The organism is Pseudanabaena sp. Chao 1811 (genome assembly GCF_027942295.1).
Classification (GTDB): domain Bacteria; phylum Cyanobacteriota; class Cyanobacteriia; order Pseudanabaenales; family Pseudanabaenaceae; genus Pseudanabaena.
In genome coordinates, this window is sequence record NZ_CP101416.1 from 1,410,111 (window position 1) to 1,436,376 (window position 26,266).

Here is a 26,266-nt window from a genome sequence, read left to right on the forward strand (position 1 = left end):
CAGAAAAAATTACGACTATGAATTTGAAAGCTCTTTTGATCGTTGCAAGCCTTGGCTTATCTGCTGGTCTAGTTTCTTGTGCTTCTGAAACTCCTGCTCCTACCTCTACCCCAGCAGCTACATCTGCTCCTACTGCAAAGCCCGCAGCAACAACTCCTGCTGCTGATGCTACCAAGGACAAAGCTAAGGATGCTAAGCCTGCTGATGCTACCAAGACCGATGCTAAGGATGCTAAACCTGCTGACGCTACCAAGACCGATGCTAAGCCTGCTGCTGATAAGGATAAGGCTGATGCAACTAAGACTGACGCTACCAAGACCGATGCTAAGCCTGCTGATGCTACCAAGTCTGACGCTAAGCCTGCTGATGCTACCAAGACCGATGCTAAGCCTGCTGACGCTACCAAAAAGCCTCAATAGTTTTTAGTTCATTTAGTGAAATTAAATGAAAAAGGGCGCTTCGCGCCCTTTTTCATGTTTTATGGATTTATTAAAGTAGCAAGGAATATCTATGCGATCGCCTGTTATGCCAAAGCAAGCCTTACCTACTAAAGTCTTTCACTGGGTAAGTTTAGTGAGTTTGTTTCTGATGATGACTAGCGGTTTACAGATTTACAATGCCAATCCTGTCTTTGGTGGGCGGAGTGGGCTTCACATGCCACCTATTTTTGGATTAGGGGGATGGCTTGCAGGGGGGAGACATTGGCATTTTGCCATGATGTGGATCTTTGTGCTGAATTTATTGTGGTATGGCATTTATGTTTTGCTGACGCGCCGTTGGCAACATCGCTATGTCAGTGGCAAAGATGTCAAGGCGCTACTGGTTAGTCAAAATGTCAAACGTAAAAACTATGCTTGGCATCGGGTGGTCTATACCTTACTCATCCCCATTTTATTGCTGTCGATCTTTACGGGTGTGGGCATGTATAAGCCTGCTCAGTTTTATTGGATTGTTGATAGTTTTGGTGGGTGGGACGCTCTGCGAATTACACACTTTATGGCAGTACCTAGCACATTGATTTTAGGATTCCTGCATTCACAGTTGGGGCGCAAGGTCGGTGGCGATCGCTTATTGGATTCGATGTTTTGGAGGAATAACTAATGACCCAAGAACCTGAACAAAAATCCCCTAACACCGAATTAGAGATTGATGATGGTACTGACACTATCCCTCGTCGTCGCTTTTTGAATTTAGCGGGTGCGGGTTTGCTCACCATTGGATTTGGCAGCCTTGCGGAAGGTGTTGTGGGCGAAATATCAGAACCACTCAATCAACAGGTTGAGTCATTAATCTTTCAGCCACAGCAACCAATACCCGAATTTCCTATTACAGCGATCGAGCCAGATAAGTTAATTGTTAATAGTTTTCGGGGTACGCCAACAATTAATTTTGATGCTTATCGGCTCATTATTGATGGGGAAGTCAATAATCCTCTTAGTCTGAGTATGAGCGATTTACAGAAATTGCCATTGACCTCAATGGTGATTCGCCATGTATGTGTCGAAGGATGGGCGGCAATCGTGCAGTGGGGTGGCGTAAGGTTGCAAGATCTCTTAGCGATCGCGAAGCCATTGCCCCAATCTAAATATGTCTATTTTTATTCGGCAGATGGCTACTACGAAAGTTGGGATCTTGACTCAGTACAACATCCTCAAACCTTGATGGCATATCAGAAAAATGGACAGCACCTAGCACCAGAAAATGGTGCGCCGTTGCGTCTGGCTTCTCCCGTAAAGCTTGGCTATAAACTCAGTAAATGGGTAACGCGAATCCAGCTTACGAGTGAGCTAGGTGAAAAACGTGGCTATTGGGAAGATTTGGGCTATGAATGGTATGCAGGCTTATAAACGCAAATATATCAAATAAAATGATGTGCGACGCACATCATTTTATTTATATTAACTTTTATTACGAGTTTCATGATATGTTCAGCCTATAGCGCTCTGCGTAGGTTAGGTAACATCCATGCGTTTAATTTTCACAACTAGTTTTAATAAATTTCAATCTATCAATGCGACTCAAGCGTGGTCGCTGTTCTTAACTGGCTGTAAAAAAGATGATTCCCTTGGCAAAAATCCGATGATTGGTAAATATTTAACAGTTGCGATCTTAGGTGCAGTCATTGCCCAAATATTAGAAACAATTTTAATGTCTTCCTAAAAATATCTTCCCAAAAAGAGAATTAATATCTGGCGAATCTTGATATTGATGCACACAAAGAGAGGCGGCGCTAAGCGCCGCCTCTCTTTGTGTGAGTCTAGACTTAGACAGCTTCTAAATCCTTTTCACCAGTACGAATTCGGATAATTCGCTCTACAGGAGATACGAAAATCTTACCATCGCCAATTTCGCCAGTACGAGCGGCAGTAATAACTTTATCTACTACCATATCCACTTGGTCATCTTCTACAACAATCTCAATTTTGAGCTTTTGTAGAAACTCAACTGTATACTCAGAGCCGCGATAGCGCTCTGTTTGTCCTTTTTGACGACCAAAACCACGCACTTCTGATACAGTCATACCGACTACGCCAGCATTTACCAGAGCAATTTTGACTTCGTCAAGCTTGAATGGACGAATGATTGCTTCAACCTTTTTCAAATTAACTCCTCCACTGATTCTTGAACTTTAATACACTTGAATCGATACCCAAATTTGTAGCCTAGCATACTATTCGGGATTGTCGTCAGGATTGGCGTTGCCATAGCCACCAACGAATTACCAATTTCTCCAATTCTATCCAAACAAACATTAAGGCGCTAAAACCAAAACAAACTGCTAATTCGGTAGGGGTGATTAAGTATGTACCAAAGAAAATACGGAACGGTTCCACATAAATTAGCACTAATTGCAAAACTGTGGTCATAATCACCGATCCCCATACAAAAGGATTGGTCATGGGGTTTAGCTCAATGGTGAGCTGGGTGTTGGAGCGAATGGCGATCGCATGTCCCATTTGGGCAATACAAAGGGTTGTAAATACCATTGTTTCCCAGCGATTTGGTAAATAAACATCATTGAAATTGGCATTGGTATAGCCATGCGCCCAGACCATGAGGGAAATTGTGATAATCGAAAGGACAATCCCAATTCTCACCATATATGCTCCCATGCCTCTCGCAAAAATATTTTCACGGGGATCAACAGGTGGGCGTTTCATGACATTTGGTTCGGCTGGTTCAACGGCAAGGGCAAGGGCAGGTAAACCATCGGTAACGAGATTCATCCACAAAATTTGCAAAGGAATTAAGGGAACTGAGAAATTCAACATTGGCGCGATCGCGATCGTGATTACTTCGCCAATGTTGCTACCAAGAATATATTTGATGAAGCGGCGAATATTTGTATAAACAACACGACCTTCTTCAGCAGCAGCAACTATCGTGGCGAAGTTATCATCCAAGAGGATCATGTCGCTAGCTTCTTTAGATACGTCCGTGCCTGTAATGCCCATGGCAATGCCAATGTCAGCCTGTTTGAGGGCAGGGGCATCGTTTACCCCATCCCCTGTCATTGCGACAAAGTGATGTTGCTTTTGCAAAGCTTGGACAATCCGTAATTTATGCTCAGGAGAGACTCGGGCATAGACGCTGACCTGATTAACCTGCTGCTCTAGGTCAGATTGGCTCATGAGTTCTAGTTCTTTGCCTGTGATCACTTGCTCGCCTTTATAAGCAATACCCAAATCTTCAGCGATCGCCTTAGCAGTGAGTTGATGATCACCCGTAATCATGACAGGACGAATGCCAGCTTCACGGCAGCGCTTCACAGCTTCACGAACTTCTGGACGTGGGGCATCAAGCATTCCTACTAATCCCACCCAGACTAAATTACTTTCATCTTTTTCGGTAAGGCCACCTTCGGGAAGTTCAGAAAAAGTGCGATAGGCAAAACCAAGGACGCGCAACCCACGACTAGCAAGCTCATTATTTTGCGCGAGTACATGCTGCCTTTGAAAATCAGCGATCGCGTGAATCTGATCACCAATTTGAATATGGGTGCAACATTCTAGGGTTAATTCAGGGGAACCTTTGCAAAAAAGCACATTACCGCCCTGTTCACCCTGCACCAGTACACTCATACGCTTGCGCTCAGAGGAGAAGGGAACTTCAAACACACGGGGCATCCGATGCTGCCATTCTGAGAAATCACAACCACCTTTACTAGCCAGTACTAGCAATGCACCTTCTGTAGGATCACCAATGATTATCCATTCGCCATCTTTTTGTTGCAGAATTGAATCATTACAGAAGACGCAAGCCATTAATAACTGCTGAACTTCAGGAATATTGTTAACGGTTAGATGCGAATCCTCTGGAGAGCTTCCTAAGATCGTAAACTCACCCGTTGGCGCATATCCATCCCCTGAGACTTGGAGGGAATGCTGCCCTGTGCGAATACCCTGCACTACCATTTTATTTTGAGTGAGTGTTCCTGTTTTGTCAGAACAAATTGTTGTGACAGAACCCAGAGTTTCTACAGCGGGTAACCGGCGAATCAGTGCATTTCTCCTCACCATGCGCTGTGTACCTAAAGCAAGCGTGACTGTCACCACCGCAGGTAAACCTTCAGGAACTACAGCTACTGCCATACTAAGGGAAGTTTTCAGTAATTCACCGAAATTACCTTTGTTGAGTAACCCGATACCCACAACTAGACCTACTAAAATTAAGGAACCAGTTACCAACACATTGCCTAGCTGGGACATGCGCTGTTGCAGAGGCGTGTCTTCTGTTTCCACATCTTGAATGAGGGCGGCTATTTTGCCTAACTCAGTCCGCATTCCCGTTTTTGTGACTAACACTTTGGCGCGTCCTTGGACAACCTCAGTGCCTTGATAAACACAATTGAGGCGATCGCCTAAACTCGCATCGGCTTCTAAGATCAGATTGGCTTCTTTGTTAACCGCTTCGGCTTCGCCTGTGAGCGCAGATTCACGTACTTGCAGATTTTGTTCTTCAATTAATCTTCCATCAGCGGCGATTTGGACACCTGCTTCCAGGAGCATGATGTCACCAGGTACTAATTCTTTGCCATTAGTTTCTATAATTTCGCCATTGCGAATCACTCTTACCCTTGGGGAAGAAAGACGCTTGAGAGCGGCAAGTGCTTTTTCGGCATTGGTTTCCTGCATATAGCCGAGAATTCCATTGAGCAGCACAATGGAAGAAATGGCGATCGCATCTTTGGGAAATTCTTTAGCCTGAATATCGAGAAATGCGGAAACTACGGCTACTGCCATCAGCATCAGCAGCATGATATTTGTAAACTGATCGATGAAAATTTGGAGAGGCAATCGCCCAACTTTTTCAGTTAACTCATTTGCGCCATAGCGATCAAATCTGATCGCGACTTCTTGACTGGTAATCCCTTGCTCTGGATCACTTTGCAGTTCCTGAAGTGCTTCATCAACCCCAAGAGTATGCCAATAGGCAGGAGCAGGCGCAGGATCGGTTGTCTCTATTGCCATAAATATTTACAGGTAAACGGTTATGAACATAGTACTAAAAAATAGTACTAGCTGGTTTAAAAATTGACTAATCGTGATACAAAAACAATAGAATGAGTGGCGGCGCTTTGCGCCGCCACTCATTCTCTCTCTGGTTGCTATACAATTACCCCATGAGTAACAATCCTTTTTTGCCCCAGAGATTGGTAGGCAGACAAACAGAACTAGAGCAGATCAGTCAAATTTTGCTAGCAGATGGTGATTTGCTGATCGCAGGTGTCGCAGGCAGTGGTCGCAGAACTCTGGTTAAATGGGCGGCGCAAAATGTAGGTGCAAGGGTAATTACTTTAGACTGTTTGCGGGCAACCGATGGCGATCGCTTTTTGAAATTACTAGCTGCAAGTTTGCTAAATGCCTTTGATCGTCCTGAAGAGTTACTAATGTTGCAAAAGTTACTTAAGGAGCAGCCTGTTACCTTTGAAGTGACAGAACAATCTAAGACTAGGATGGTTTGGAAACTGACTACAGCAGGTATTTGGAATTTATTTCAAAATTTATTGAGCATTCCTCAGCAAATGGCAGAGTGGCTGGATTGTCGGGTAGCGATCGTGTTGCATAATTTCACCCATATTCGCTCATGGGATCGCAAAGGGGAATGGGAAGAATATTTGCGGCGGGAAATTCAACTCCAAAGTCGAGTCAGTTATGTACTGATTGCCACTGTCCCTGAACCTTGGATGCACAAGCTGAGTATTCATGTGGTGGAATTGCCTCCACTTAGCAATACCGAGCTATGTGAATGGCTAGAAGCAACGATGCAGTCCAAGGGCTTAAAATTTGCTGATTCCCAAACCCTCCAATTATTCACAGACTATATTCAAGGCAATCTGAGCGATGCGATCGCTTTGACTAGAAGAATTTGGCAAGACTGTCTTACCCAAACTAAATTCCCAACCCATAGCGAATTTTTGATTCAGTCGCACCATGTCCATCAGAATATGTTGGAGCTAATTGAAGATCTTGCCCCTACTTTTGAATCTTTAATCATGCTCTTACCACCAACACAGGTCAGGGTATTAGAGAGCTTAGCGATCGATCCGACAGTCAGTCCCCATAGTCGCGAATATATTCAAAGGCATCAACTTTCTAAGGGGGGTAGCTTGCAAGGAGCGCTAGATAGTTTGGAGCAGAAGGGTCTAGTTTATGGGGCAAAATATGGCTATCGGATTGCGCTACCCACTTTACAATTTTGGCTGAAGCAGCGCTTAGGATAAGCAATGCAAAATATCCACACTCTACCTATTGAAGTTGTGCATCTAATCGCCGCAGGTGAGGTGATTGATTCCTTAGCGGCAGTAGTTAGGGAACTTGCGGAAAATGCGATCGATGCCCAAGCAACGCGGGTTGTGATTTCGATTTGGATGGATTCATTATCGGTACAAGTAAGTGATAATGGCGTGGGTATGGCGATCGCCGATTTGTCCCAAGCTGCCACTCCACACACAACTAGCAAAATTAATAATGCCGAAGATTTACGCCAAATCCATAGTTTAGGCTTTCGGGGTGAAGCGCTGTATAGTCTGGCGCAACTTGCTGATTTGAGTATTTGTAGTCGTCCGATCCTAGAGCCAGTGGGCTATCAGACTAATTACGATGAGCATGGCAATTTGCAATCTCCGCCCAAAGTAGTGGCGATCGCAACGGGGACAGTCGTAACCGTTCGCAATCTCTTTGCACGCTATCCCAATCGCTTACAGTCTTTACCGAATAGCTCCCAACAGATTCGCAGGGTGCAGTTGCAAATTCAGCAGATGGCGATCGCCAATCCCCAGATAAATTGGCAAGTAAATCTGGACAATCGCGAATGGTTCACAATTTGGGCAGGCGAGAATGCGAGTGAGATTTTGCCACAAATCATTAATTCGATTCAGTCCTATGACTTAGCTTATAAAGAATTTGCCATCACCCCCAATCCCTCTCCCGAAGGAGAGGGAGGTAAAATCTCGATCACCCTTGGACTGCCCGATCGCCTATCACGTCGTCGTCCCGATTGGGTAAAAATTATTCTGAATGGTCGGGGGGTAAATTTTCCTGAACTAGAGCAAACTATTCTTTCGAGTTTAGAGAGAACTTTACCGCGCAATCGTTTTCCCGTTTGCATTGTGGATCTTAATTTAGCCTGCGATCGCATTGATTGGAATCGTCATCCTGCTAAAGCTGAAGCCTACATTCAGAACTTAGGCGATATTCAAGCTCAAATTAAAGATGGGATTACGGAAGTTCTAAAAGCACCTGAAAGTAATACTCAGACTAGTTATGGTAGTGCTGCAAATGATCTATTAAGAACGGCGGAACGGAAAACCTCTTATTTGATCCCAACAAAGCGCGAAAACTTTAATCAGCCCAATTCTTCTCTCAAGGCGATCGCTCAAGTGCTTGATACTTACATTCTTGCCGAGCATTCAGGTGGACTATGGCTAGTGGAGCAGCATGTTGCCCATGAACGAGTAATCTTTGAAAGAATTGAAATGCAGTGGCAAATAGTCCCCATTGAACAGCCAATTCTCTTACAAAAAATTAATGCCGATGGCATTGAGAGACTGCAAGCCTTGGGCTTAGAAATCGAAGCCTTTGGTAATGAACTATGGGCAGTGCGATCGCTGCCAGAAATTCTCATTGGTCATCAAGACTGTGCGGTAATTTTGCAAGAAATGGCTCAACAGGATGATCCAACGATGGCGAGAGCAACGGCAGCTTGTCGGAGTGCCATTCGTAACGGGACAAAGCTAGATTTAACCACGATTCGCGACTTGCTCTGGCAATGGCAACAAACCCGCAATCCCCATACCTGTCCCCATGGTCGCCCGATCTGTTTAGCGATCGATGAGTCCGATCTAGCAAGGTTTTTCCGTCGCAATTGGCTCATCTCAAAATAGGTAAGACTATTTTCCGTCATTTACGCGGTGCTTTGCACGGCACATGCTCTGCTTGTGCATAAGTCGTATAGCTTTTGATACTGCGGTAACTTGAAACACATAATTAAATCCAAACCTGAGTCTCAATTAGAGAAGCTCTAAACTATGCTGATCTCCTAATGCCTGAGTCACTTAATTCAAATAGACTTCTATTTGATTTGCATCAAATTGCTCAGATTGCCCAAACATTTTCTGGATGTCTAGAGCCAGAAGTGATCGCCCATCAGTTAACAGAGGGGTTAATCCAGAAGTTTGGCATAGCCTTAGCACGGGTTTGGTTACTAGAAACAAATGAACAATTCCTAAAACTAGTGGCTTCATCGGGTATGTATAGCCACACTAATGGTGGGTTTAGTAGAGTGCCTTTAGGAGCCTATAAAGTTGGCAAAATTGCTCAAAATCGCATTTCCTTTTTAAGTAATAATCTTGCTGAAGAGTCGTGGGTTGGTAATCGAGAATGGGCGATCGCCAATCATATTCGTGGATTTGTCGGTTATCCTTTGATGATTAGAGGTAGAGTTTTAGGAGTTCTTGCTAACTTTAGTCGCGAACCTTTAGCACCTGAGTTTCTAGAGATTCTGCAAACACTCTGTACGATGACCAGTCTTGCTCTAGATACTGCCCTGCAATATCAGCAGGAAAAGCAAGTATGGTCATCTTCGTCAATATTTCCAGTCTTTAGCCGATTGCCTCTATCGGAGCAATTAGCAACTATTTTGAGTTCAACTCGTATTACCCTAGTCGGAGCTGAGCGATCGCTTTCACTGCCAATTACTTATGTGTTTCTCCAAACTGCGGAGATTTTAAACCAATTTGGATGTGCTTATTGTTGTCTCAGCTATCAGAGAGATAATGTTAGTTTAGAGGCAATTGTGCCAGCAAATGATCTTGCTGTTCCGTTTCAAGATCAACCTCAAACTCAACATATTGATTCTATATTTAGTGAGTTATTCCCCATTATTTCTTGTTTGGGAGGAGTACTCAGTAAGCAATTTCTAGATACCCAACGCAGTATTCAGCTATCCCTATCAATCCCCTATCCTAGCGTTAAGACTTCGCAGAATATCCACATCAAATGTAAATCCCCTGTTTTACAAACAGCTTTTACCCATCTGGCATTTTTAGCAGGATTAACGGTAATCAATAATTTAGAATTTCTCTCAGGAACTTTCTCAGAAACAGCTTTGGAAGACATAGAGAATCCTGACTCTCAAATTCCTCTCCTTACAGACGATATTAGTGCTGTTCATAGGGCTAAGTATGTAATTTGGATCCAGCAAGCCAACCATCCTATGCCATCAGGAGTACAGGCAAAGATCGATCTGGAGATCGCGCCCGAACAGTTATGTGAAGTTGTAAATGCCGTGATGCGAGGAGAATCTTGGGGACTTGAAGCTAATAAAGATTTGCTGCCGTTGCTCTCAGAACGCGAGTTAGAAATTATGCAGTTATTGGCAAAGGGTTTACGCGATCGCGCGATCGCCAAACAACTGGTGATCAGCGAAAGTACGGTTAAATTTCACATCAACAATACTCTTGCGAAACTCAAGGCGAAAACTCGATTACAAGCACTGCATATAGCAATAGTAAATGACTGGATTCTATTTTGAAACGGGCTTTGATAGAGGGTTTGCTACGCAAACCCTCTATCAAAGCCCAAAAGTAAAAGCCTTGCTAAGCAGGACTTTTACTTTTGGACTTTTAAAATTTGCCAGCTCAACCCAAACTGACGTTACTTATGCAAAGTCGGCATTGCTATAGAATAGAAAAATCAAGGTTGTTCAGAATTTTGCAAAGTACAATTGAGACGCATCAGTTTGTTACTTATCAAAGTTATCGCCCAGCGATATTTAAAATGCAACTATGCTAAAACTTTTTAATTCATCTCAGACAAAGCTCGCACAAGCAGTTACGTCTCTCAGTCACTATGAAATTGGCGATCGCGAAAAAGAGCATTTTCTTAATTTCCTCCAAAATCCTGATAGCCGATTTCTTTATCACGTCAATCCACGCCTAATTGCTGAGCAATTACAGATATCAGAGCGTGACACCTTGAAATTGTTAGTAGTTGCCCTAAAAGAAGGGATTATGACCCTAAATTGGGATATTCAATGTCCTATGTGTCAAGGCGTAGATTTTGCGGCAACGCAATTAGGCAAGTTGAGAACATTCCATATCTGTCCCGTCTGTCACCACAAGCATGAATCCGATGCCGATCATCAGGTAAGAGTCACATTTAGCATTGATGAAAGATTGCGATCGCTACCCAAGGAAGCCAACGATCCCGAATTTCGGAAACAGATTGATGACAAATATGGTGTAGTTTCAGGACATCGCCTCTTAACATTACAGATATTTCGCGAACTATTTCCCCGTGAAACTATTCCACCGAATGAGAGCTTACTAATTCGCCAAGTCACGATTTTATTTACGGATTTAGCTGGCTCGACTGCTCTCTATAGTCAAAGAGGTGATTCCCAAGCCTATAGTTTAGTCCGTCAACATTTCAACCTTCTCTTTCAAATCGTTGATCAGCATAATGGAGCTGTGATCAAAACTATTGGGGATGCGATTATGGCAAGTTTTACCTCACCTGATGATGGGTTGAAAGCAGCGATCACAATGCAAGAGGCTATGCAGTATTTTAATCAACAATTTGAATCAACAGAGCCGCAACTCATTCTCAAAATTGGTATTCATGCGGGGGCTTGCATTAGCGTTAACCTCAATGAACGCTCTGATTATTTCGGTACAACGGTAAATACCGCCGCTAGAGTCGAAGGACTCAGCCAAGGCAATGACATTGTATTCACTGAATCATTGCTGAGCCACGCACAGGCGCTCGCTAATGCAGGCAATTACTATTTTCAAAAGAGTTCGGCAAATTTAAAAGGATTAAGCGAACCTCTCACTGTCTTTCATATGAATATTTCTGCCATCATGCATCCATTGCCAAGCAACTAGATTAATCAACAGTCCAATGATCAATAGAATCAACATCAACACGATTTGATACCAGATAATTGGCTGCACCATCAGATCCGCAATCAGATGCGATAAATTTAGCAATGTGTATAGCGCTGTAAACCAGAAATGGATGGTGCGAAATCGTCTGGCATGGGTCATCACCGTGCCAACAATTGCTGCCATTGGTAACGCAAAAAAGGCGAGCATTAACCACATCACTGGGGCGATCGCTTCCATATTTTGAGCCTGAGATACGACCACATTTAGACCATGAAATAGGGGCATTAAACCTAGCTGGGTATGGAAGAGTAACCCGAGAAGAAAAACGCTCCACAGAGAGACAATTTTTTCTTGATAATTATGTGCCATAAGGTTCTTACCTCCTAAGCTCAAAATCAAGTCTAGTAAGAATTTTGGATTTTCATTTTGTCCTAGGTAAAATGAAAACAGCTATATCTACGAAAACCTAAATGATGCAAAACCCTACTGAAGTTAATTCTTGATTTTTTGAAGAAGCATTGTTGAAATGTATCTATCTCAATTGTAAGCTATTTGACTTGCTGGCTGATCGGCGGCGCATTGCGCCGCCTGTTATCTTTAGCCGTAATATGCCTGTACCATCAATTGCTTGAGATCAGCAATCAAGGGATAACGAGGATTTGCACCCGTGCATTGATCATCAAAAGCTCGATCTGCCATGTCTTCGACATGAGACATAAAGAACTCTTCACCGATACCTTGCTCAATCAATGTATCTTTAATCGTGGCAGGAATATCCACTTGTCGCTTGAGATCCTCCACTGCTGCGATCAGATTTACCACTTTTTCCTCTTCCGTCTCACCGCCTAGATTGAGATAGTCGGCAATCCTTGCATAGCGCCACTTGCTATTGGGATATTTATTTTGCGAGAAGATCGCTTGCTTGAAGGGCACATCGGTAGCATTGTAGCGAATCACATGGGAAATCATCAGAGCGTTGGCTAAACCGTGGGGAATGTGACAAGTACCGCCTAACTGGTGCGCGATCGAGTGGCAGACTCCTAAGAAAGCATTAGCAAAGGCAAGCCCTGCGATCGTTGCCGCGTAATGCACTTTTTCCCTTGCCTTGGGATCGTTAGCGCCATTTTTGTAAGCACTAGGCAAATATTTGAACAATAAGCGAATTGCTTCAAGAGCTAAGCCATTGGTATATTCCGAAGCGAGGACAGACACATAGGCTTCAAGGGCATGGGTGAGGGCATCGATACCACCATAAGCGGTAAGGCGTTTAGGAATATTCAGAGTCAGCGAGGGATCGACGATCGCCATATTGGGTGTCAGCGCATAGTCAGCGAGAGGATACTTGATCCCTGTTTTCTCATCGGTGACAACCGCAAAGGGAGTTACTTCCGAGCCAGTTCCCGATGTGGTAGGAATCGAGACCATAATTGCTTTTACGCCCAAGGGTGGCAATTCGTAAACGCGCTTGCGAATGTCCATGAAGCGCATGGCTAAGCCTTCAAACTCAATCTCTGGATGTTCGTACATCAACCACATCACTTTGGCGGCATCCATCGGAGAACCTCCACCAAAGGCAATAATCACATCAGGATTGAAGCTCTTGCAAATAGCTAAGCCCTTATTGACTGTGGAGAGGGAAGGATCGGGTTCGACATCGTAGAAGGTATAGTGGGCGATGCCAATTTCTTCTAAACTGTCGGTCACTTCTTTGGTTAAGCCCAATTCAAACAAAGGGCGATCGGTGACAATGAGAGCACGTTTGCGATCCTTGAGATCGCGCAGAGCAACAGGCAAGCAACCAGATTTGAAATAAATTTTTGGGGGAATGCGAAACCAGAGCATATTCTCGCGACGCTCGGCAGCGGTTTTGACATTGAGCAGATGATGGGGTGTGACGTTTGCCGAGACAGAGTTACCACCCCAACTACCGCAACCAAGGGTCAGCGAAGGATCGAGGCGGAAGTTATAGAGATCCCCGATCGCACCTTGAGAGGATGGCGTATTGATCAGTACCCGCGAAGTTTCTAGTTTATGCTCGAAATAGCGAATATGTTCTTGATTATTGGGAGCCGTATACAGCACCGAAGTATGTCCATGTCCACCAAACAGAACTAATGCTTCTGCCTTATCAACCGCATCATGGAAGTCCTTAGCGTGATACATGGCAAGGATTGGCGATAGCTTCTCATAGGCAAAGGGTTCATTTTTATTGATTGCCTCGACTTCTCCAATTAAAACCCTTGTGTTGTCAGGGATTTCAAATCCTGCGATTTGGGCGATCGCCGCAACCGACTGACCAACGATCGCAGCATTCAAACGCCCCTCGGTGAGAATGACCTGACGAACTTGATCGCGTTCTTGCTCATTGAGAAAATAAGCACCACGCTTAATAAATTCTTCTCTAACTGCGTCATAAATAGCATCGACGACAACAACCGACTGTTCAGAAGCGCAAATCGTGCCGTTATCAAAGGTTTTGCTCAGAATAATTGAACTGACTGCCATTTGAATATGGGCGGTTTCATCAATGATGGCAGGTGTATTACCCGCACCCACACCGATAGAAGGATGTCCCGAAGAATAGGCAGCCTTGACCATACCCGGACCTCCCGTTGCCAAAATCAACTTGATATCATGGTGCTGCATTAACGCCTGCGACAATGGCACGGTTGGTTCATCAATCCAGCCGATAATATCGGGAGGTGCGCCCGCCGCGATCGCTGCCTCAAGGACAATTTTTGCCGCCGCGATCGTACATTCCTTCGCATGGGGATGGGGCGAGAAGATGATCCCATTACGGGTTTTCAGCGCAATCAAGGACTTGAAAATCGTGGTCGAAGTGGGATTAGTCACAGGGACGATCCCCGCTAAAATTCCCACAGGTTCAGCGATACGTTCATAACCAAAATGCTTGTCCGACTCGATGACACCGCAGGTTTTATCATTCTTATACTTGTTGTAAATCATTTCCGAAGCAAAGTGATTCTTAATCGCTTTGTCTTCAATGACACCCATACCCGATTCCTTCACTGCTGCCTTAGCAAGGGGAATCCGCGCTGCGTTGGCGGCTAATGCTGCCTGTTTGAAAATGCGATCGACCTGTTCCTGCGTAAAATCAGCAAATTCCGCTTGGGCAATCTTTACCCTCTGAATCAACAATTCCAATTCTTCTACATTCGTAACTTTCATCTGTGAATACTCCTCAATTCAAATTATGAATTACGAATTACAAATTACGAATTAACATTCGTAATTTGTAATTCGTAATTGTTAAATCCCTACCGCCCCAAGGGCATTGATCCCGCGATCGCGGAAGATATCAACCGTTTGCTGTACTAGTTCGGGTGGTGCTGGTGGCGTATCTTTGAGGGAATAGGGCAGGCCTAATTGCTCCCATTTGTATTCCCCCATTTTGTGAAATGGTAAAACTTCCAATCTTTCGACATTAGTTAAGGTGACGATAAAATCGGCAAGTTGATTAACATTAGCAATGTTATCGGTGAGATGTGGTACTAAAACGAACCGAATCCAAACAGGTTTCTTGATCTCGCTGAGATATCTTGCCATGGCTAGGGTTGGCTCGATGGAAACACTGGTAACTTGGTAATAGAGTTCGGGAATATAGGATTTAATATCCAGTAACACCAAATCGGTTTCGGCGAGAACGGGTTGCGCCACTTCTAATGCACAATAACCCGATGTATCAAGGGCTGTGTGTAAGCCGAGTTCATGACAACGCTTAAAGATTTCTCTGGTAAATTCTGGCTGCATCAGAGGTTCACCACCACTGACGGTTACGCCACCTTTGCGAATGAAGGATTTACATTTTTTGATCTCATCGATCAGATAGTCAACGGTAACTTCTTTCCCATCATGGGCATTGCGACAGTCTGGGTTATGACAATAGAGACAACGGAGGGGACAGCCCTGAGTAAATACAATAAATCTGATCCCCGGTCCGTCTACCGTACCAAAAGTTTCAATCGAATGAATGCGTCCAATTCCAGACATAGAATCTCCTATTTGTTTAAAAAAGTGCCGCAAGCGGCACTTTTTTAAAACTATACTCGTTCATGGAATGTGCGTTTAATCACATCCATTTGCTGTTCACGGGTGAGCTTAATGAAGTTCACGGCATAGCCCGAAACCCGAATTGTCAACTGGGGATAGTTTTCGGGATGTTCCATCGCATCCATTAAGGTACTGCGATCGAGGGCATTCACGTTAATGTGATGACCGCCATCGTGGAAATAGCCATCGAGCAAACCAACGAGGTTATTCGTGCGATCGCTTTCCTGTCTACCCAAGGCACTTGGCATAATCGAGAAGGTATTCGAGATACCGTCCTGACAATCGCTGTAGGGCAATTTGGCAACCGATGAGAGCGAGGCGATCGCGCCGCAACAATCGCGCCCATGCATCGGATTTGCACCGGGGGCAAAGGGTTCGCCAGCCCTGCGTCCATCGGGAGTGTTACCCGTTTTCTTACCATAGACCACGTTAGAAGTAATCGTGAGTACCGATTGCGTAGGTACGGCATGGCGATAGGCAGGATGTTTGCGGATCTCATTCATGAACCTTGCCACGAGGTCAACAGCGATATTATCGACGCGATCATCGTTATTGCCATACTTGGGATATTCGCCGACCGTTTCGTAATCTACCGCCAAGCCTTGCTCGTTGCGAATTACCTTCACCTTGGCATATTTAATCGCCGAGAGCGAGTCGGTGACGACCGATAGACCAGCAATACCACAAGCCATCGTTCGATAGACATCGCGATCGTGCAGTGCCATTTCGATGCGCTCGTAGCAATACTTGTCATGCATATAGTGAATGACATTCAGCGTATTGATGTATGCCTTCGCCAACCATGCCATCATTTGTTGCAAGCGATCATTGACTTCTTGATAGTCAAGATATGCACTGGTAATTGGTGCGAAGTTGGGCGCAACTTGCTCCCCAGACTTCTCATCCTTACCACCATTGATCGCATAGAGTAGCGTCTTGGCAAGATTGACCCTCGCACCGAAGAACTGCATCTGCTTACCAATTCGCATGACTGACACACAACAGGCGATCGCATAGTCATCGCCATAGGTTGGACGCATCAGGTCATCATTTTCGTACTGAATGGAACTGGTATCGCTGGATACCTTCGCGCAGAACTGTTTGAAGTTTTCGGGTAAATGTTCTGACCATAAAACCGTCAAGTTAGGCTCTGGAGCTGCGCCCAGATTGACCAACGTATGCAGGAATCGGAAACTATTCTTGGTAACTAAAGTCCGACCATCGGCACTCATACCGCCGATCGCTTCTGTCACCCATGTGGGATCACCTGAGAATAGATCATTGTAGTCAGGGGTACGCAAGAAGCGTACCATGCGTAACTTCATTACGAAATGATCGATTAATTCTTGCAATTCTGTTTCCGCGATCGCGCCATTCTGCAAATCACGCTCGAAATATATGTCTAAAAACGTCGAAACCCGACCGAGGGACATCGCAGCCCCATTTTGTTCCTTGACTGCCCCTAGGTAGCCAAAATAGAGCCATTGCACCGCTTCTTTGGCGGTCATAGCAGGACGACCAATATCAAAGCCGTACTTCGCTGCCATTTCCTTGAGTTCAAACAATGCGCGAATTTGTTCCGATAGTTCTTCCCTTAGACGAATGGTTTCTTCGTCCATGACATCGACATCAAGGGATTCCTTTTGGGTCTTCTTGTCATCGATGAGGCGATCGACACCATAGAGCGCTACCCGACGATAATCGCCAATAATCCTTCCCCGTCCATAGGCATCGGGCAAGCCTGTAATGATCCCCGATTTCCTTGCCTTCCGCATTTCCGTGGTATAGGCATCAAATACGCCATCATTATGGGTTTTGCGATATTTAGTAAAGACTTCTTCTGTGGCAGGATCAAGTTGATAACCATAGGCTTCCAGTCCCGCTTTCACCACACGGATACCGCCATAGGGCATGATGGCGCGTTTGAGGGGCTTATCTGTCTGTAAGCCGACAATTTGTTCTAGTTCACGATTAATATATCCTGCATCATGGGCAGTGATCCCAGCAGGAACCTTCGTATCAACATCCAAAATCCCCTTTTGGCGTTCTAGTTTCATCAGTTCTAGCACTTCACTCCAAAGCTGCTGGGTTCTAGTAGTTGGTGCAACCAGAAACTCAGCAGTTCCTTCGTAAGGTGTGTAATTCTTTTGGATAAAATCTCTAACGTTAATCTCTTTTGTCCAACTGCCTTCCGTAAAGCCCTGCCATTCTACATACATTGCTTTAACCTCCAATGTTGTGTCTGAAAGATAAGAGTGTCTTTATCTTTCAGTTCTATTATAGGTTTATCCATTAATCCCTCAAGAAAATAGCAGTAATCTTATTACAAAAGTTAACTCGCAAAATCTAATCCAATCAGGGGATGCAGACTCGAAAAAGCCGATTTTACGTGAGCCGTCGGCTATGCGGGCGGCTCACGCTTCTAGTTTTAGCTAATTGTCTCTTCTACGGAAGGAAGTGATTATTGACAATAGAAAGATAGTATTGCGAAGTGAATCTCTTATTGAGAATAATCAACAGACCACCAATGTACCGTCTGCGTAGTGTGCGACACATTAGCTTTTGTTACCATTGACAAAGTTGGGATGGGGAAGTCATTAAAGGTTGTGAATATCGATAGAATCCTGCAATGTCTAATGTAGCTTGTTGGAATAAAATCCATTCATTGCGATCGCCTCTATCATTGCCCTTAGAACTACGAATAATTTTGTAATGATTGAGGTCTAAATGACCTTCTTCATCCCATTTAAATTCAGTTTTAGGAATATTAGTCCATTCTCTACCAGCCCAAGAAACTGCTAGGGCTTCCCCCGCAACTGTATTGCCAAGCACTTTCCCCCTTAGACAGATCAAGTCATCACTATGCGGATAGCCATAATATCCATCCACGCGATCGCCTATTTTCGTGAAGTTAAAACAGACACCCGCACCATCGAGCTTTTGAGGTTTGGGCTTACTACAAAATTGATAACTGCCATTACCTAAAGCAGCGATCGCCTGTTGTGGTTGGTTTTGCGAATTAATTGAGGAACTTACGAACAAGCTTGAGGACATCACTAACAAAGCGATCGCCATATCTTTGAGGAGATTATTGGTACGCAGCATAATTGCATCACCTCCTTAACTTCTATTTTAGTCGTTTTCCCCACCCAAATGTTCCCTAAATATAGACAGAATCTAGTTTTCCAGTTTTGAAATAGCGATCAGCAGAAAGTTTGGCTGCAACTTTCTTGTGTTTACTGTGAGGACACAATCAATAGAAATATATATTTGATTTTTATAGAAATATAGCTATGAATTTATGCTCCCAGTACACAAAAACGATATTTTTGTGTCATAATCGCAGATGAGATACATTCCCCACCTGTTCTTGTGAGCTTTGGATATGGATATATGGCAAGTTAAGGATCAACTTTCAGACTTAGTACACAAGTACAAATCTCAAGTAGATTTTTTTGCGATTCGCTTAGAGCGATCGCAGGGTGCGGATATCTTTTTACGCAGTGGTAAAGTCGAAACCCTGAGTACAGGTATTTCCATCGGCGGACAGGTAAGGGCTTGTCACAAAGGCGGCTGGGGATTTGCAAGTTTTAATGACCTTGGCAATTTAGAGCATAAACTTCAAGAAGCACTCACTGCGGCAAAGTGGGTAGGCAACGAGGAAACAGTACTGGCTGAAGTTGTCCCCGTACAGGCGCAAGTATCACTAATTAAAGACAATCCTAATCGCATCGATCTGATGGCGAAGAAGAATTTATGTAGTTACTACACCGATATTTTGCGATCGGTTTCTGACCGAGTAGTAAGTACAGCCGTTCGCTACGGAGACTGTACGCAGCAAGTCATATTTGCCAATTCCGAAGGCACAATGATCGAGCAAGAATGGGCGGACTGGGAAATGCGCTGCTCAGCAACTGCAAGAAATGGAGAGATCGTTCAAACAGGTCGAGAAACTTTTGGCTCAAGGCGAGCCTATACAGACTTGTTAAACCTCGATCATCAGGTAATTGGGGCGGCACAACGCGCAGTTACAGCTCTAGATTTACCTAATGTGCAAGGCAATAGTTATACCGTTGTAATTGATCCAATTCTGGCAGGATTATTTGTCCATGAAGCCTTTGGACATCTATCAGAAGCAGATATGCTCTATGAAAATCCCGACATGCTAGAAACGATGAGCATTGGACGCAGGTTTGGCTCTGAGGATCTCCAAATTTTTGATGGTGCTGCACCCGTAGAGCATCGTGGCAGTTATCTCTATGACGATGAAGGTGTACCTGCAACTACAACCCAATTAATTAAAGATGGGGTATTAGTAGGTAGACTACATTCTCGCGAAACCGCAGGCAAACTCGGTGAACAAGTGACAGGCAATGCCCGATGCTTAGATTATCATTATCCTCCAATCGTTCGCATGACGAATACTTGGATTGGTCGCGGTCAAACCCCTATAGCTGATTTATTCCATGATATTCCCGTTGGCGTATATGCCAAGAACTGGCAAGGGGGCATGACCAATGGCGAGATGTTTACTTTTACGGCTGGCGAAGCTTGGATGATTCGTGATGGCAAAATTGCCGAACCAGTCAGAGATGTTACCCTTTCAGGGAATGTATTTGAGACCTTAGCGGATATTGAAGCGATCGGCGATGACTTTTTGTGGGATGAGTCGGGCGGTTGTGGCAAAGGCGGACAGAGTGGGCTTGCCGTTGGTTGCGGGTCTCCTAGCTTGAGAATTAGAAATGCGATCGTCGGAGGTGAATCCAATGTCTAGAATCCGCACAGAACTCAAGGATGTTAATTTACAACTGGTGCAAACGATCGCCGATCAACAACTGAATGAAGATCGGTTAAATTTGCAGCTTACTCGTCTGAGGCTGATGTACGACTTTGTGTCCGCTTTGAACGCAGCCCAGACAGTCCAAGAAATTTATCAAATTGCTTTAAATGGCATCTGTCCAGCCCTAAGAACTTCGCGCGCAGCACTGATCACTGCTGATGTTAACTACAGTTTGAAATATCAAGAATCTGTTGGTATTAGTGAAGACTACAAACAAGCGATCGAAGATTTTTTTGAAAGTGCCTACGATCGCTCAGAGTTAAAATCAAGAACTTTTCCGCACTGCGCCATATTTCCTAGTGATCGCATTTTACAAGCGATCTGCCATGCCGAAAATATTGGTGCATGGGCTGTATTTCCTCTAGAGTACGAAAACCGCCATTTGGGAGATATCTTCGCCTATTTTGATAGCCCTCGACAATTCAACGAAGAAGAAGTCCAATTAACGCAAACAATCGTCACTTACATTGCGATCGCCATAACGCGCAAGCAAGCAGAACAAGCCCTCAAGGAAAGCCAACAGTTTATTCAACGGATTACGGATACAACGCCTAATATTATCTATATTTACGATATTGAGGAAAGCCGCAATATTTACTGTAATCAGACCATTCACCATATTCTTGGATATACCCCTTTAGAAATTCAAGCAATGGGGGATTCCTTACTAGATATCGTTATCCATCCCGATGATTTAGAGAAGATCAAAGCGCATTACATTAGCGTTCGTTCCAAAAAATTTGAGGACTTATTTCTATTTGAATATCGGATGAAGGATGTTCATGGCAATTGGAAATGGTTCTACAGTCAAGAAACCGTGTTTCTCTGCAATCCTGATGGTACGGTTAAACAAACGATCGGAGCTGCCTCAGATATTACCAAATTAAAAGAAGTCGAAACTCGATTACAGTCATCCCTTGCGGAGAAGGAAGTTCTATTAAGAGAAGTCCATCATCGGGTGAAGAATAACTTAAGTGTAGTTGATAGTTTACTCTCAATGCAAGCAAGGTATGTCCATGATGTTGAAGCCTTGCAATGCCTTTCCGATAGTCAAAGGCGCATTCATACCATGTCGCTTATTCATGAGCAGTTATATCAGTCTCAGGATGTAGGCAAGGTTGATTTTTGTGAATATCTCCAACGTCTAGTGAGCAATCTTTATAGCTCCACTAGTTTTAATACTTCGCAAATCGAACTCAAATTAGATCTTAGTCCCACCTTATTAAATATTGACACCGCAATCTCGGTGGGTTTAATTGTGAATGAGCTACTAACCAATGCTTTTAAACATGCATTTTCGGACAATATGAAGGGATTAATTGAGGTGGCTCTCTATGAAGTTGTCGATGAAGATAAATTACATTTGATTATTCGCGATAATGGAATTGGGATGACTGACAATATTGATATTAAGTCAACTGCTTCCCTTGGACTAAGATTAGTACGCATTTTAACCCAACAACTAAGAGCAAGCCTAGATCTATCCTGTGAGACAGGGACAAGTTTTCATCTGATCTTTCATTCAAAGGCATAGAGCCTGTGAGCTAGTTTAGAAAGCACTTTGCGATATATGCGATATAAAGGATGGGTGGCGCGAAGCGCCGCCTATCCTTAACTCAATAAATCCTTTCCTTTTTAGGAATACTACATTTAGAACTAGAAAATACTGAATTCTATAGATTGACACTGCTTAAATTAATTCAAGATTATTTTCATGTTAGCCTCTAGAAAAGCCCCATAGATTGATCTAAACATGAAATATTTATCTAATGCGATCGCCAATTTTTCCTCAAGATTGGTTTCTAAATCCGCTGCTCTGATGATTTTGCTAAGTGCAATTGGTTTAGGAATCAATGCTAAGCCTAGCGAAGCTGCCGATACCGTCAATTTCCGTTTTAATATTTTTGAGGTTTCCGTCTCAGTAGACGATCTAGAGACTTTTTCCAAAACAGGAGAATTGCGTGGAGCATTAGATATGGCATCGCGCTATATTTCCGCATCTGACATGGCGACTTTTCGGCGCATTCTGACAGAGAGGGCAGATATTTCCGTAGTTTTACTGTCTCGATTTCTCTATACCTCTCAAGGCGAAAGAGCATTAGATATCTTGGGTGATTTTATCAAAACTGCGCCTAATCTATCGGGAAATCGAGCAATTCGTGCTGCTGCGGTTTTAGCAACAGTTGATAAACAGAATGGACTGTCATTGCTCAATTTCCTACGCAAATTCCCCACTTCAGACATCTACTTTGATATTCAAGCAGGACTACAAACCGTTGGGGAATTAAGTGATCTGCTACAAAATACTCAAAAGGTGGTGCAGATGGTCAATACCGAGGCAACCAAACAGGCAGCATTAACTCCAACTCCATCTCCATCAGCCCCATTACCACTCCAGTTACCTGATTTACGTAATGCGGCTGGCTCAAAATGGCAGCGATACAGCCTAACTGCACCTGCGCTCAATGGTAAATATGAAATTCCATTTTACCTATTTGTTCCCCAAATTAACAATGCCAACCTCAAGACATCCATTCCTGCAATCGTCATCTACCCCGGTTTAAGTTCTAGTCGCGAACCACTTCTCTATTTAGCAGAGCATTTAGCATCCTATGGATTTGCGGTAGTGTTAACGGTGTCACCAACAAGTAGCGCTGAGCAACTAGATAAATTAATCATTGGTGCTGCCAGCGAAATTGCACCACCAGAAAGCTTTATTGATCGCCCCCACGATATTACTGCGGTTCTAAACTTTCTAGAAAAATCGCCTAAAGTGGATAATCCCTATGTTGCCAATATCAATTGGAAAAATGTGGGCATGATTGGTCACTCCTTCGGTGGGTATGCTGCCCTCGCTTTGGTTAGTGATGCCCAAATCCAATCTGCGGATCTAGCAGAAGTCTGTCAAGGTAAATATAAATGGAATGCATCGCTGTTATTGCAATGCGTGGCACTAGGACTACCAAATCAAACCTATAAGTTGGGAGATCCAAGAATCGCCGCAGTGATTGCTGTTAATCCTGTGACTAGCCATGTTTTAGGTAAAGCTGCTCTCAGCAAAATTACCAGCCCGATCGCAATTGTCGGTAGTTCTGGAGACACCTTTGCCCCAGTTGTCTCTGAGCAAATTATCCCCTTTACATGGTTGACGACCCAAAATCGCTATTTAGTACTATTTAATAAAGCAGGACATACGGCAGTTACCGCCATCACCTCAGGCGATCGCCTGAGTCCTGAAGTCAGCAATGCTTTGGCAGGGGCAAATCCCGTTGCATCACAAGATTACCTAAAACTATTGAGTGTTGCTTTCTTTAAAACCCATCTAGTTCAAGAATCAAGCTATGCCAGTTACCTAACCCCTGAATACTTTGTAAATATTTCTGCCCCATCCGCACAGGCAAGTTTGTTGCGATCGCTCAGTATGGAGCAAATTGACGCAGCAATCACAAAATAAGTCTCTCACATAACATCAGTAATTATTCTAAATGTGCTGTCACATCAGGAATGAAGTTCTGGAGATAAATTGGTGGACGAACATATACCATTTTATTTTGCAATGGAGGTAATTCAAAAGGCTTTGGTAGTACATCCTCATAGGCAATCTTTGCCAATAAGTGATTAATACAATTGAGTCTTGCCCGACGCTTATCATCACCATCAATCACATACCAAGGCGATAGTTTGGTATCCGTTGCGTTAAACATATCATCCTTCGCTTTGGAATATTCCACCCAACGCGCTCTGGCTTCTAAATCCATTGGGCTAAACTTCCAGCGTTTACGAGGGTCTTTAATGCGATCGCTAAATCTCTTTTCCTGCTCATTATCACTCACAGAAAACCAATACTTAATCAAAATAATTCCCGATCGCTGAAGCATATTCTCAAACTCAGGACAGGAGCGCAAAAATTCGACATATTCCTCATGAGAACAATAACCCATAACATGTTCAACACCTGCACGGTTATACCAACTGCGATCGAACAGTACCATTTCTCCCGCCGCAGGCAACTCCGCAGTATAGCGCTGAAAATACCACTGAGTGCGCTCTTGATCGGAAGGCTTACCCAACGCCACAACTCGACAAATCCGTGGATTAAGTGATTGGGTAATGCTTTTAATAGCGCCCCCTTTACCCGCAGCATCTCTACCTTCAAACAGAATGACAACCTTCAAACCTTCCTGCTTAATCCATTCTTGCAGTTTGACCAGCTCTATCTGTAAACGCTGAAGTTCTTTTTCGTAGGTCTTTTTTGATAACTTCGGAAGCTGGATTAGATCATCTTCTTGTCCACCTACTTGGTCATTCTGCTCTTTAAAATTATTAGGAATACCACTTAAAGAGATAGTTGTATTTGCCTGATTCTCTTTTTTATTCGATTTATTGCGCTTACCATCTTTATCTTGCTTGGACATGGTTTTGCACTTTTGATTGGTCAACAGTTAGTATAGCAGCTAGGCAATAATGGCGGCGCTAAGCGCCGCCATTTATAAAACCAAAAAAGCTATAGCGCACGCTGCGCGTGCGCTATAGCTTTTTTGGTTTTATTTTTAATTGCGCCCAGCTACTTAACGACCAATACCAATGTATTTATAGCCCAAAGCTTCGAGAGCCTTGCCGTCAAGGAAATTACGAGCATCAATAATGACGGGATGTGCCATGAGCGTTAACATCTTGGCATAGTCAATCGTCAAGAACTCTTGCCAATCTGTCACTAATACCACTGCATCACAACCATCAGCGAGACGCTCTAGATCTGTTTCCACAATCACGTTAGAAAAACCTTGGCGTAATCCTGATTGCGAAACTAGAGGATCATAGGCTTTGACCCTCGCACCCAAGCGGCTTAATTGATCGATCAAGGTGAGTGAAGGGGCATCCCGCATATCATCGGTGTCAGGCTTAAAGGTCATTCCCAATAGACCAATGGTTTTACCTTTGAGGATTTTCAGAGCCTGTTGTAGCTTCTCTACGACGAGGGTACGCTGAAGTTCGTTGACGCGCACACATGCCTTCAGGATTTCGGTGGAATAGCCATAGTCTTCAGCTGTATAGATTAAGGCGGAGACATCCTTGCCAAAGCAAGAACCACCCCAGCCAATTCCCGCTTGTAGGAATTTGGAGCCAATCCGCGAGTCTAGTCCAATACCTTTAGCAACTTCCTTTACGTCTGCGCCAACGCGATCGCAAATATTTGCAATCTCATTGACAAAGCTAATCTTGGTAGCCAGAAAAGCATTCGCAGCATATTTAATCATTTCCGCAGAGTTTAGATCTGTGACCACCACAGGTACTGGGGGTAAGCTCTTATCCTCAGCATAGGAACGATCAATAATTGGTTTATACAGATCCTGCATCAGTTGAAGAGCGCGATCGCTACCACTACCAACCACAATGCGATCGGGATTAAAGGTATCGTAAACCGCTACACCTTCTCGCAAAAATTCAGGATTGCTCACTACATCAAACTGGATTTTGTCGCTACTACTCTTTCCACCCATCCCATCAAGGACAATCATCCGAACCCAGTCACCAGAGCCAATGGGTACAGTTGACTTGTTGACAATGACCCGATATCCCTCAGTGAGACTTTCGCCAATACTGCGAGCCACAGCTTCAACATAGCGCATATCACTGCGACCATCAGGAAGTGAAGGTGTCCCCACGGCAATGAACAAAATTTCGCCATGATTAACCCCTGCGGCAATATCCGTTGTGAATTCAATTTTGCCCTGACGAATTGACTCAGATATCACTTCAGGTAGCCCTGGCTCATGAATCGGTGATTGCCCCGATTTCATCAGTTTGACTTTCTCTTCGTTATTATCCACGCAAACTACGTCATGACCAATGTAGGCAAGACAAGCACCTGTTACCAATCCTACATAACCAGTTCCAATTACACAAACACGCATGAATTTTTCTTACCTAATTTAACTTGATGATCTCAATCTGGAAAGTGA

At 43.9% G+C, this 26,266-nt stretch carries 20 protein-coding genes; 11 read left to right on the plus strand and 9 right to left on the minus strand.

Annotation, left to right across the window (positions count from 1 at the left end; translation table 11 throughout):
- Nucleotides 1-17 precede the first annotated feature (17 nt).
- From NMG48_RS06625 to NMG48_RS06640, 4 genes are all read left to right on the plus strand, one after another.
- Entirely contained in the window at nucleotides 18-419 is a 402-nt protein-coding gene (locus NMG48_RS06625) for a hypothetical protein (RefSeq protein WP_169363597.1), read from the plus strand.
- 91 nt (nucleotides 420-510) lie between these two features.
- Entirely contained in the window at nucleotides 511-1,101 is a 591-nt protein-coding gene (locus NMG48_RS06630) for a cytochrome b/b6 domain-containing protein (RefSeq protein ID WP_271254508.1), read from the plus strand.
- The gene (locus NMG48_RS06635; RefSeq protein ID WP_271254509.1) at nucleotides 1,101-1,847 is read left to right on the plus strand and encodes a molybdopterin-dependent oxidoreductase; all 747 of its coding nucleotides are present in this window, start codon (nucleotides 1,101-1,103) and stop codon (nucleotides 1,845-1,847) included. Before NMG48_RS06630 ends, NMG48_RS06635 begins: the two co-directional genes overlap by 1 nt.
- Nucleotides 1,848-1,965: 118 nt before the next feature.
- On the plus strand, nucleotides 1,966-2,160 hold the full coding sequence (locus NMG48_RS06640) for a hypothetical protein (protein WP_271254510.1): 195 nt from the start codon (nucleotides 1,966-1,968) through the stop codon (nucleotides 2,158-2,160).
- 103 nt (nucleotides 2,161-2,263) lie between these two features.
- Here NMG48_RS06640 and NMG48_RS06645 read toward each other — a convergent pair whose 3' ends face one another.
- Nucleotides 2,264-2,602 carry a P-II family nitrogen regulator gene (locus NMG48_RS06645; protein ID WP_009627341.1) on the minus strand — a complete coding sequence of 113 codons (339 nt, stop codon included), beginning with the start codon at nucleotides 2,600-2,602 and terminating at the stop codon, nucleotides 2,264-2,266.
- Between the two features lie 85 nt (nucleotides 2,603-2,687).
- Complete coding sequence (locus tag NMG48_RS06650) at nucleotides 2,688-5,471, minus strand: cation-translocating P-type ATPase (RefSeq protein WP_271254511.1); 2,784 nt, start codon at nucleotides 5,469-5,471, stop codon at nucleotides 2,688-2,690.
- Between the two features lie 152 nt (nucleotides 5,472-5,623).
- Here NMG48_RS06650 and NMG48_RS06655 point away from each other — a divergent pair, with 152 nt between their 5' ends.
- From NMG48_RS06655 to NMG48_RS06670, 4 genes are all read left to right on the plus strand, one after another.
- Nucleotides 5,624-6,724, plus strand: coding sequence for a helix-turn-helix domain-containing protein (locus NMG48_RS06655; RefSeq protein WP_271254512.1), 1,101 nt, complete (start codon nucleotides 5,624-5,626; stop codon nucleotides 6,722-6,724).
- A 3-nt stretch (nucleotides 6,725-6,727) separates the two neighbouring features.
- On the plus strand, nucleotides 6,728-8,386 hold the full coding sequence (mutL, locus tag NMG48_RS06660; RefSeq protein ID WP_271254513.1) for a DNA mismatch repair endonuclease MutL: 1,659 nt from the start codon (nucleotides 6,728-6,730) through the stop codon (nucleotides 8,384-8,386).
- 158 nt (nucleotides 8,387-8,544) lie between these two features.
- Nucleotides 8,545-10,035, plus strand: coding sequence for a LuxR C-terminal-related transcriptional regulator (locus tag NMG48_RS06665; RefSeq protein ID WP_271254514.1), 1,491 nt, complete (start codon nucleotides 8,545-8,547; stop codon nucleotides 10,033-10,035).
- Nucleotides 10,036-10,288: 253 nt separating this feature from the next.
- Nucleotides 10,289-11,389: an adenylate/guanylate cyclase domain-containing protein gene (locus tag NMG48_RS06670; RefSeq protein WP_271254515.1), complete on the plus strand. Its 1,101-nt coding sequence runs from the start codon at nucleotides 10,289-10,291 to the stop codon at nucleotides 11,387-11,389.
- On the opposite strand, the gene NMG48_RS06675 is transcribed toward NMG48_RS06670, so the two are convergent.
- The 5 genes from NMG48_RS06675 to NMG48_RS06695 all read right to left on the minus strand — a co-directional run bounded on the left by NMG48_RS06675 (nucleotide 11,321) and on the right by NMG48_RS06695 (nucleotide 18,568).
- Complete coding sequence (locus tag NMG48_RS06675; protein WP_271254516.1) at nucleotides 11,321-11,761, minus strand: hypothetical protein; 441 nt, start codon at nucleotides 11,759-11,761, stop codon at nucleotides 11,321-11,323. The genes NMG48_RS06670 and NMG48_RS06675 overlap by 69 nt on opposite strands.
- Before the next feature lie 228 nt (nucleotides 11,762-11,989).
- Nucleotides 11,990-14,581, minus strand: a complete 2,592-nt coding sequence (adhE, locus tag NMG48_RS06680; protein ID WP_271254517.1) for a bifunctional acetaldehyde-CoA/alcohol dehydrogenase — start codon at nucleotides 14,579-14,581, stop codon at nucleotides 11,990-11,992.
- Nucleotides 14,582-14,662: 81 nt separating this feature from the next.
- Nucleotides 14,663-15,403: a pyruvate formate-lyase-activating protein gene (pflA, locus tag NMG48_RS06685; protein WP_271254518.1), complete on the minus strand. Its 741-nt coding sequence runs from the start codon at nucleotides 15,401-15,403 to the stop codon at nucleotides 14,663-14,665.
- Between the two features lie 50 nt (nucleotides 15,404-15,453).
- Nucleotides 15,454-17,682 carry a formate C-acetyltransferase gene (gene pflB, locus NMG48_RS06690; protein ID WP_271254519.1) on the minus strand — a complete coding sequence of 743 codons (2,229 nt, stop codon included), beginning with the start codon at nucleotides 17,680-17,682 and terminating at the stop codon, nucleotides 15,454-15,456.
- 346 nt (nucleotides 17,683-18,028) lie between these two features.
- Nucleotides 18,029-18,568, minus strand: coding sequence for a hypothetical protein (locus tag NMG48_RS06695; RefSeq protein WP_271254520.1), 540 nt, complete (start codon nucleotides 18,566-18,568; stop codon nucleotides 18,029-18,031).
- Nucleotides 18,569-18,848: 280 nt separating this feature from the next.
- Here NMG48_RS06695 and NMG48_RS06700 point away from each other — a divergent pair, with 280 nt between their 5' ends.
- The 3 genes from NMG48_RS06700 (at nucleotide 18,849) to NMG48_RS06710 (ending at nucleotide 23,757) form a co-directional block, all read left to right on the plus strand.
- Nucleotides 18,849-20,237 (plus strand): TldD/PmbA family protein, encoded by a 1,389-nt coding sequence (locus NMG48_RS06700; RefSeq protein ID WP_271254521.1) that lies wholly within the window; start codon nucleotides 18,849-18,851, stop codon nucleotides 20,235-20,237.
- Complete coding sequence (locus NMG48_RS06705; protein ID WP_271254522.1) at nucleotides 20,230-21,837, plus strand: sensor histidine kinase; 1,608 nt, start codon at nucleotides 20,230-20,232, stop codon at nucleotides 21,835-21,837. Before NMG48_RS06700 ends, NMG48_RS06705 begins: the two co-directional genes overlap by 8 nt.
- Before the next feature lie 219 nt (nucleotides 21,838-22,056).
- Complete coding sequence (locus NMG48_RS06710; protein ID WP_271254523.1) at nucleotides 22,057-23,757, plus strand: alpha/beta hydrolase; 1,701 nt, start codon at nucleotides 22,057-22,059, stop codon at nucleotides 23,755-23,757.
- 22 nt (nucleotides 23,758-23,779) lie between these two features.
- On the opposite strand, the gene ppk2 is transcribed toward NMG48_RS06710, so the two are convergent.
- The gene (gene ppk2, locus NMG48_RS06715) at nucleotides 23,780-24,718 is read right to left on the minus strand and encodes a polyphosphate kinase 2 (RefSeq protein ID WP_271254524.1); all 939 of its coding nucleotides are present in this window, start codon (nucleotides 24,716-24,718) and stop codon (nucleotides 23,780-23,782) included.
- A gap of 153 nt (nucleotides 24,719-24,871) precedes the next feature.
- Nucleotides 24,872-26,218: a UDP-glucose dehydrogenase family protein gene (locus NMG48_RS06720; RefSeq protein ID WP_271254525.1), complete on the minus strand. Its 1,347-nt coding sequence runs from the start codon at nucleotides 26,216-26,218 to the stop codon at nucleotides 24,872-24,874.
- Nucleotides 26,219-26,266 lie beyond the last annotated feature (48 nt).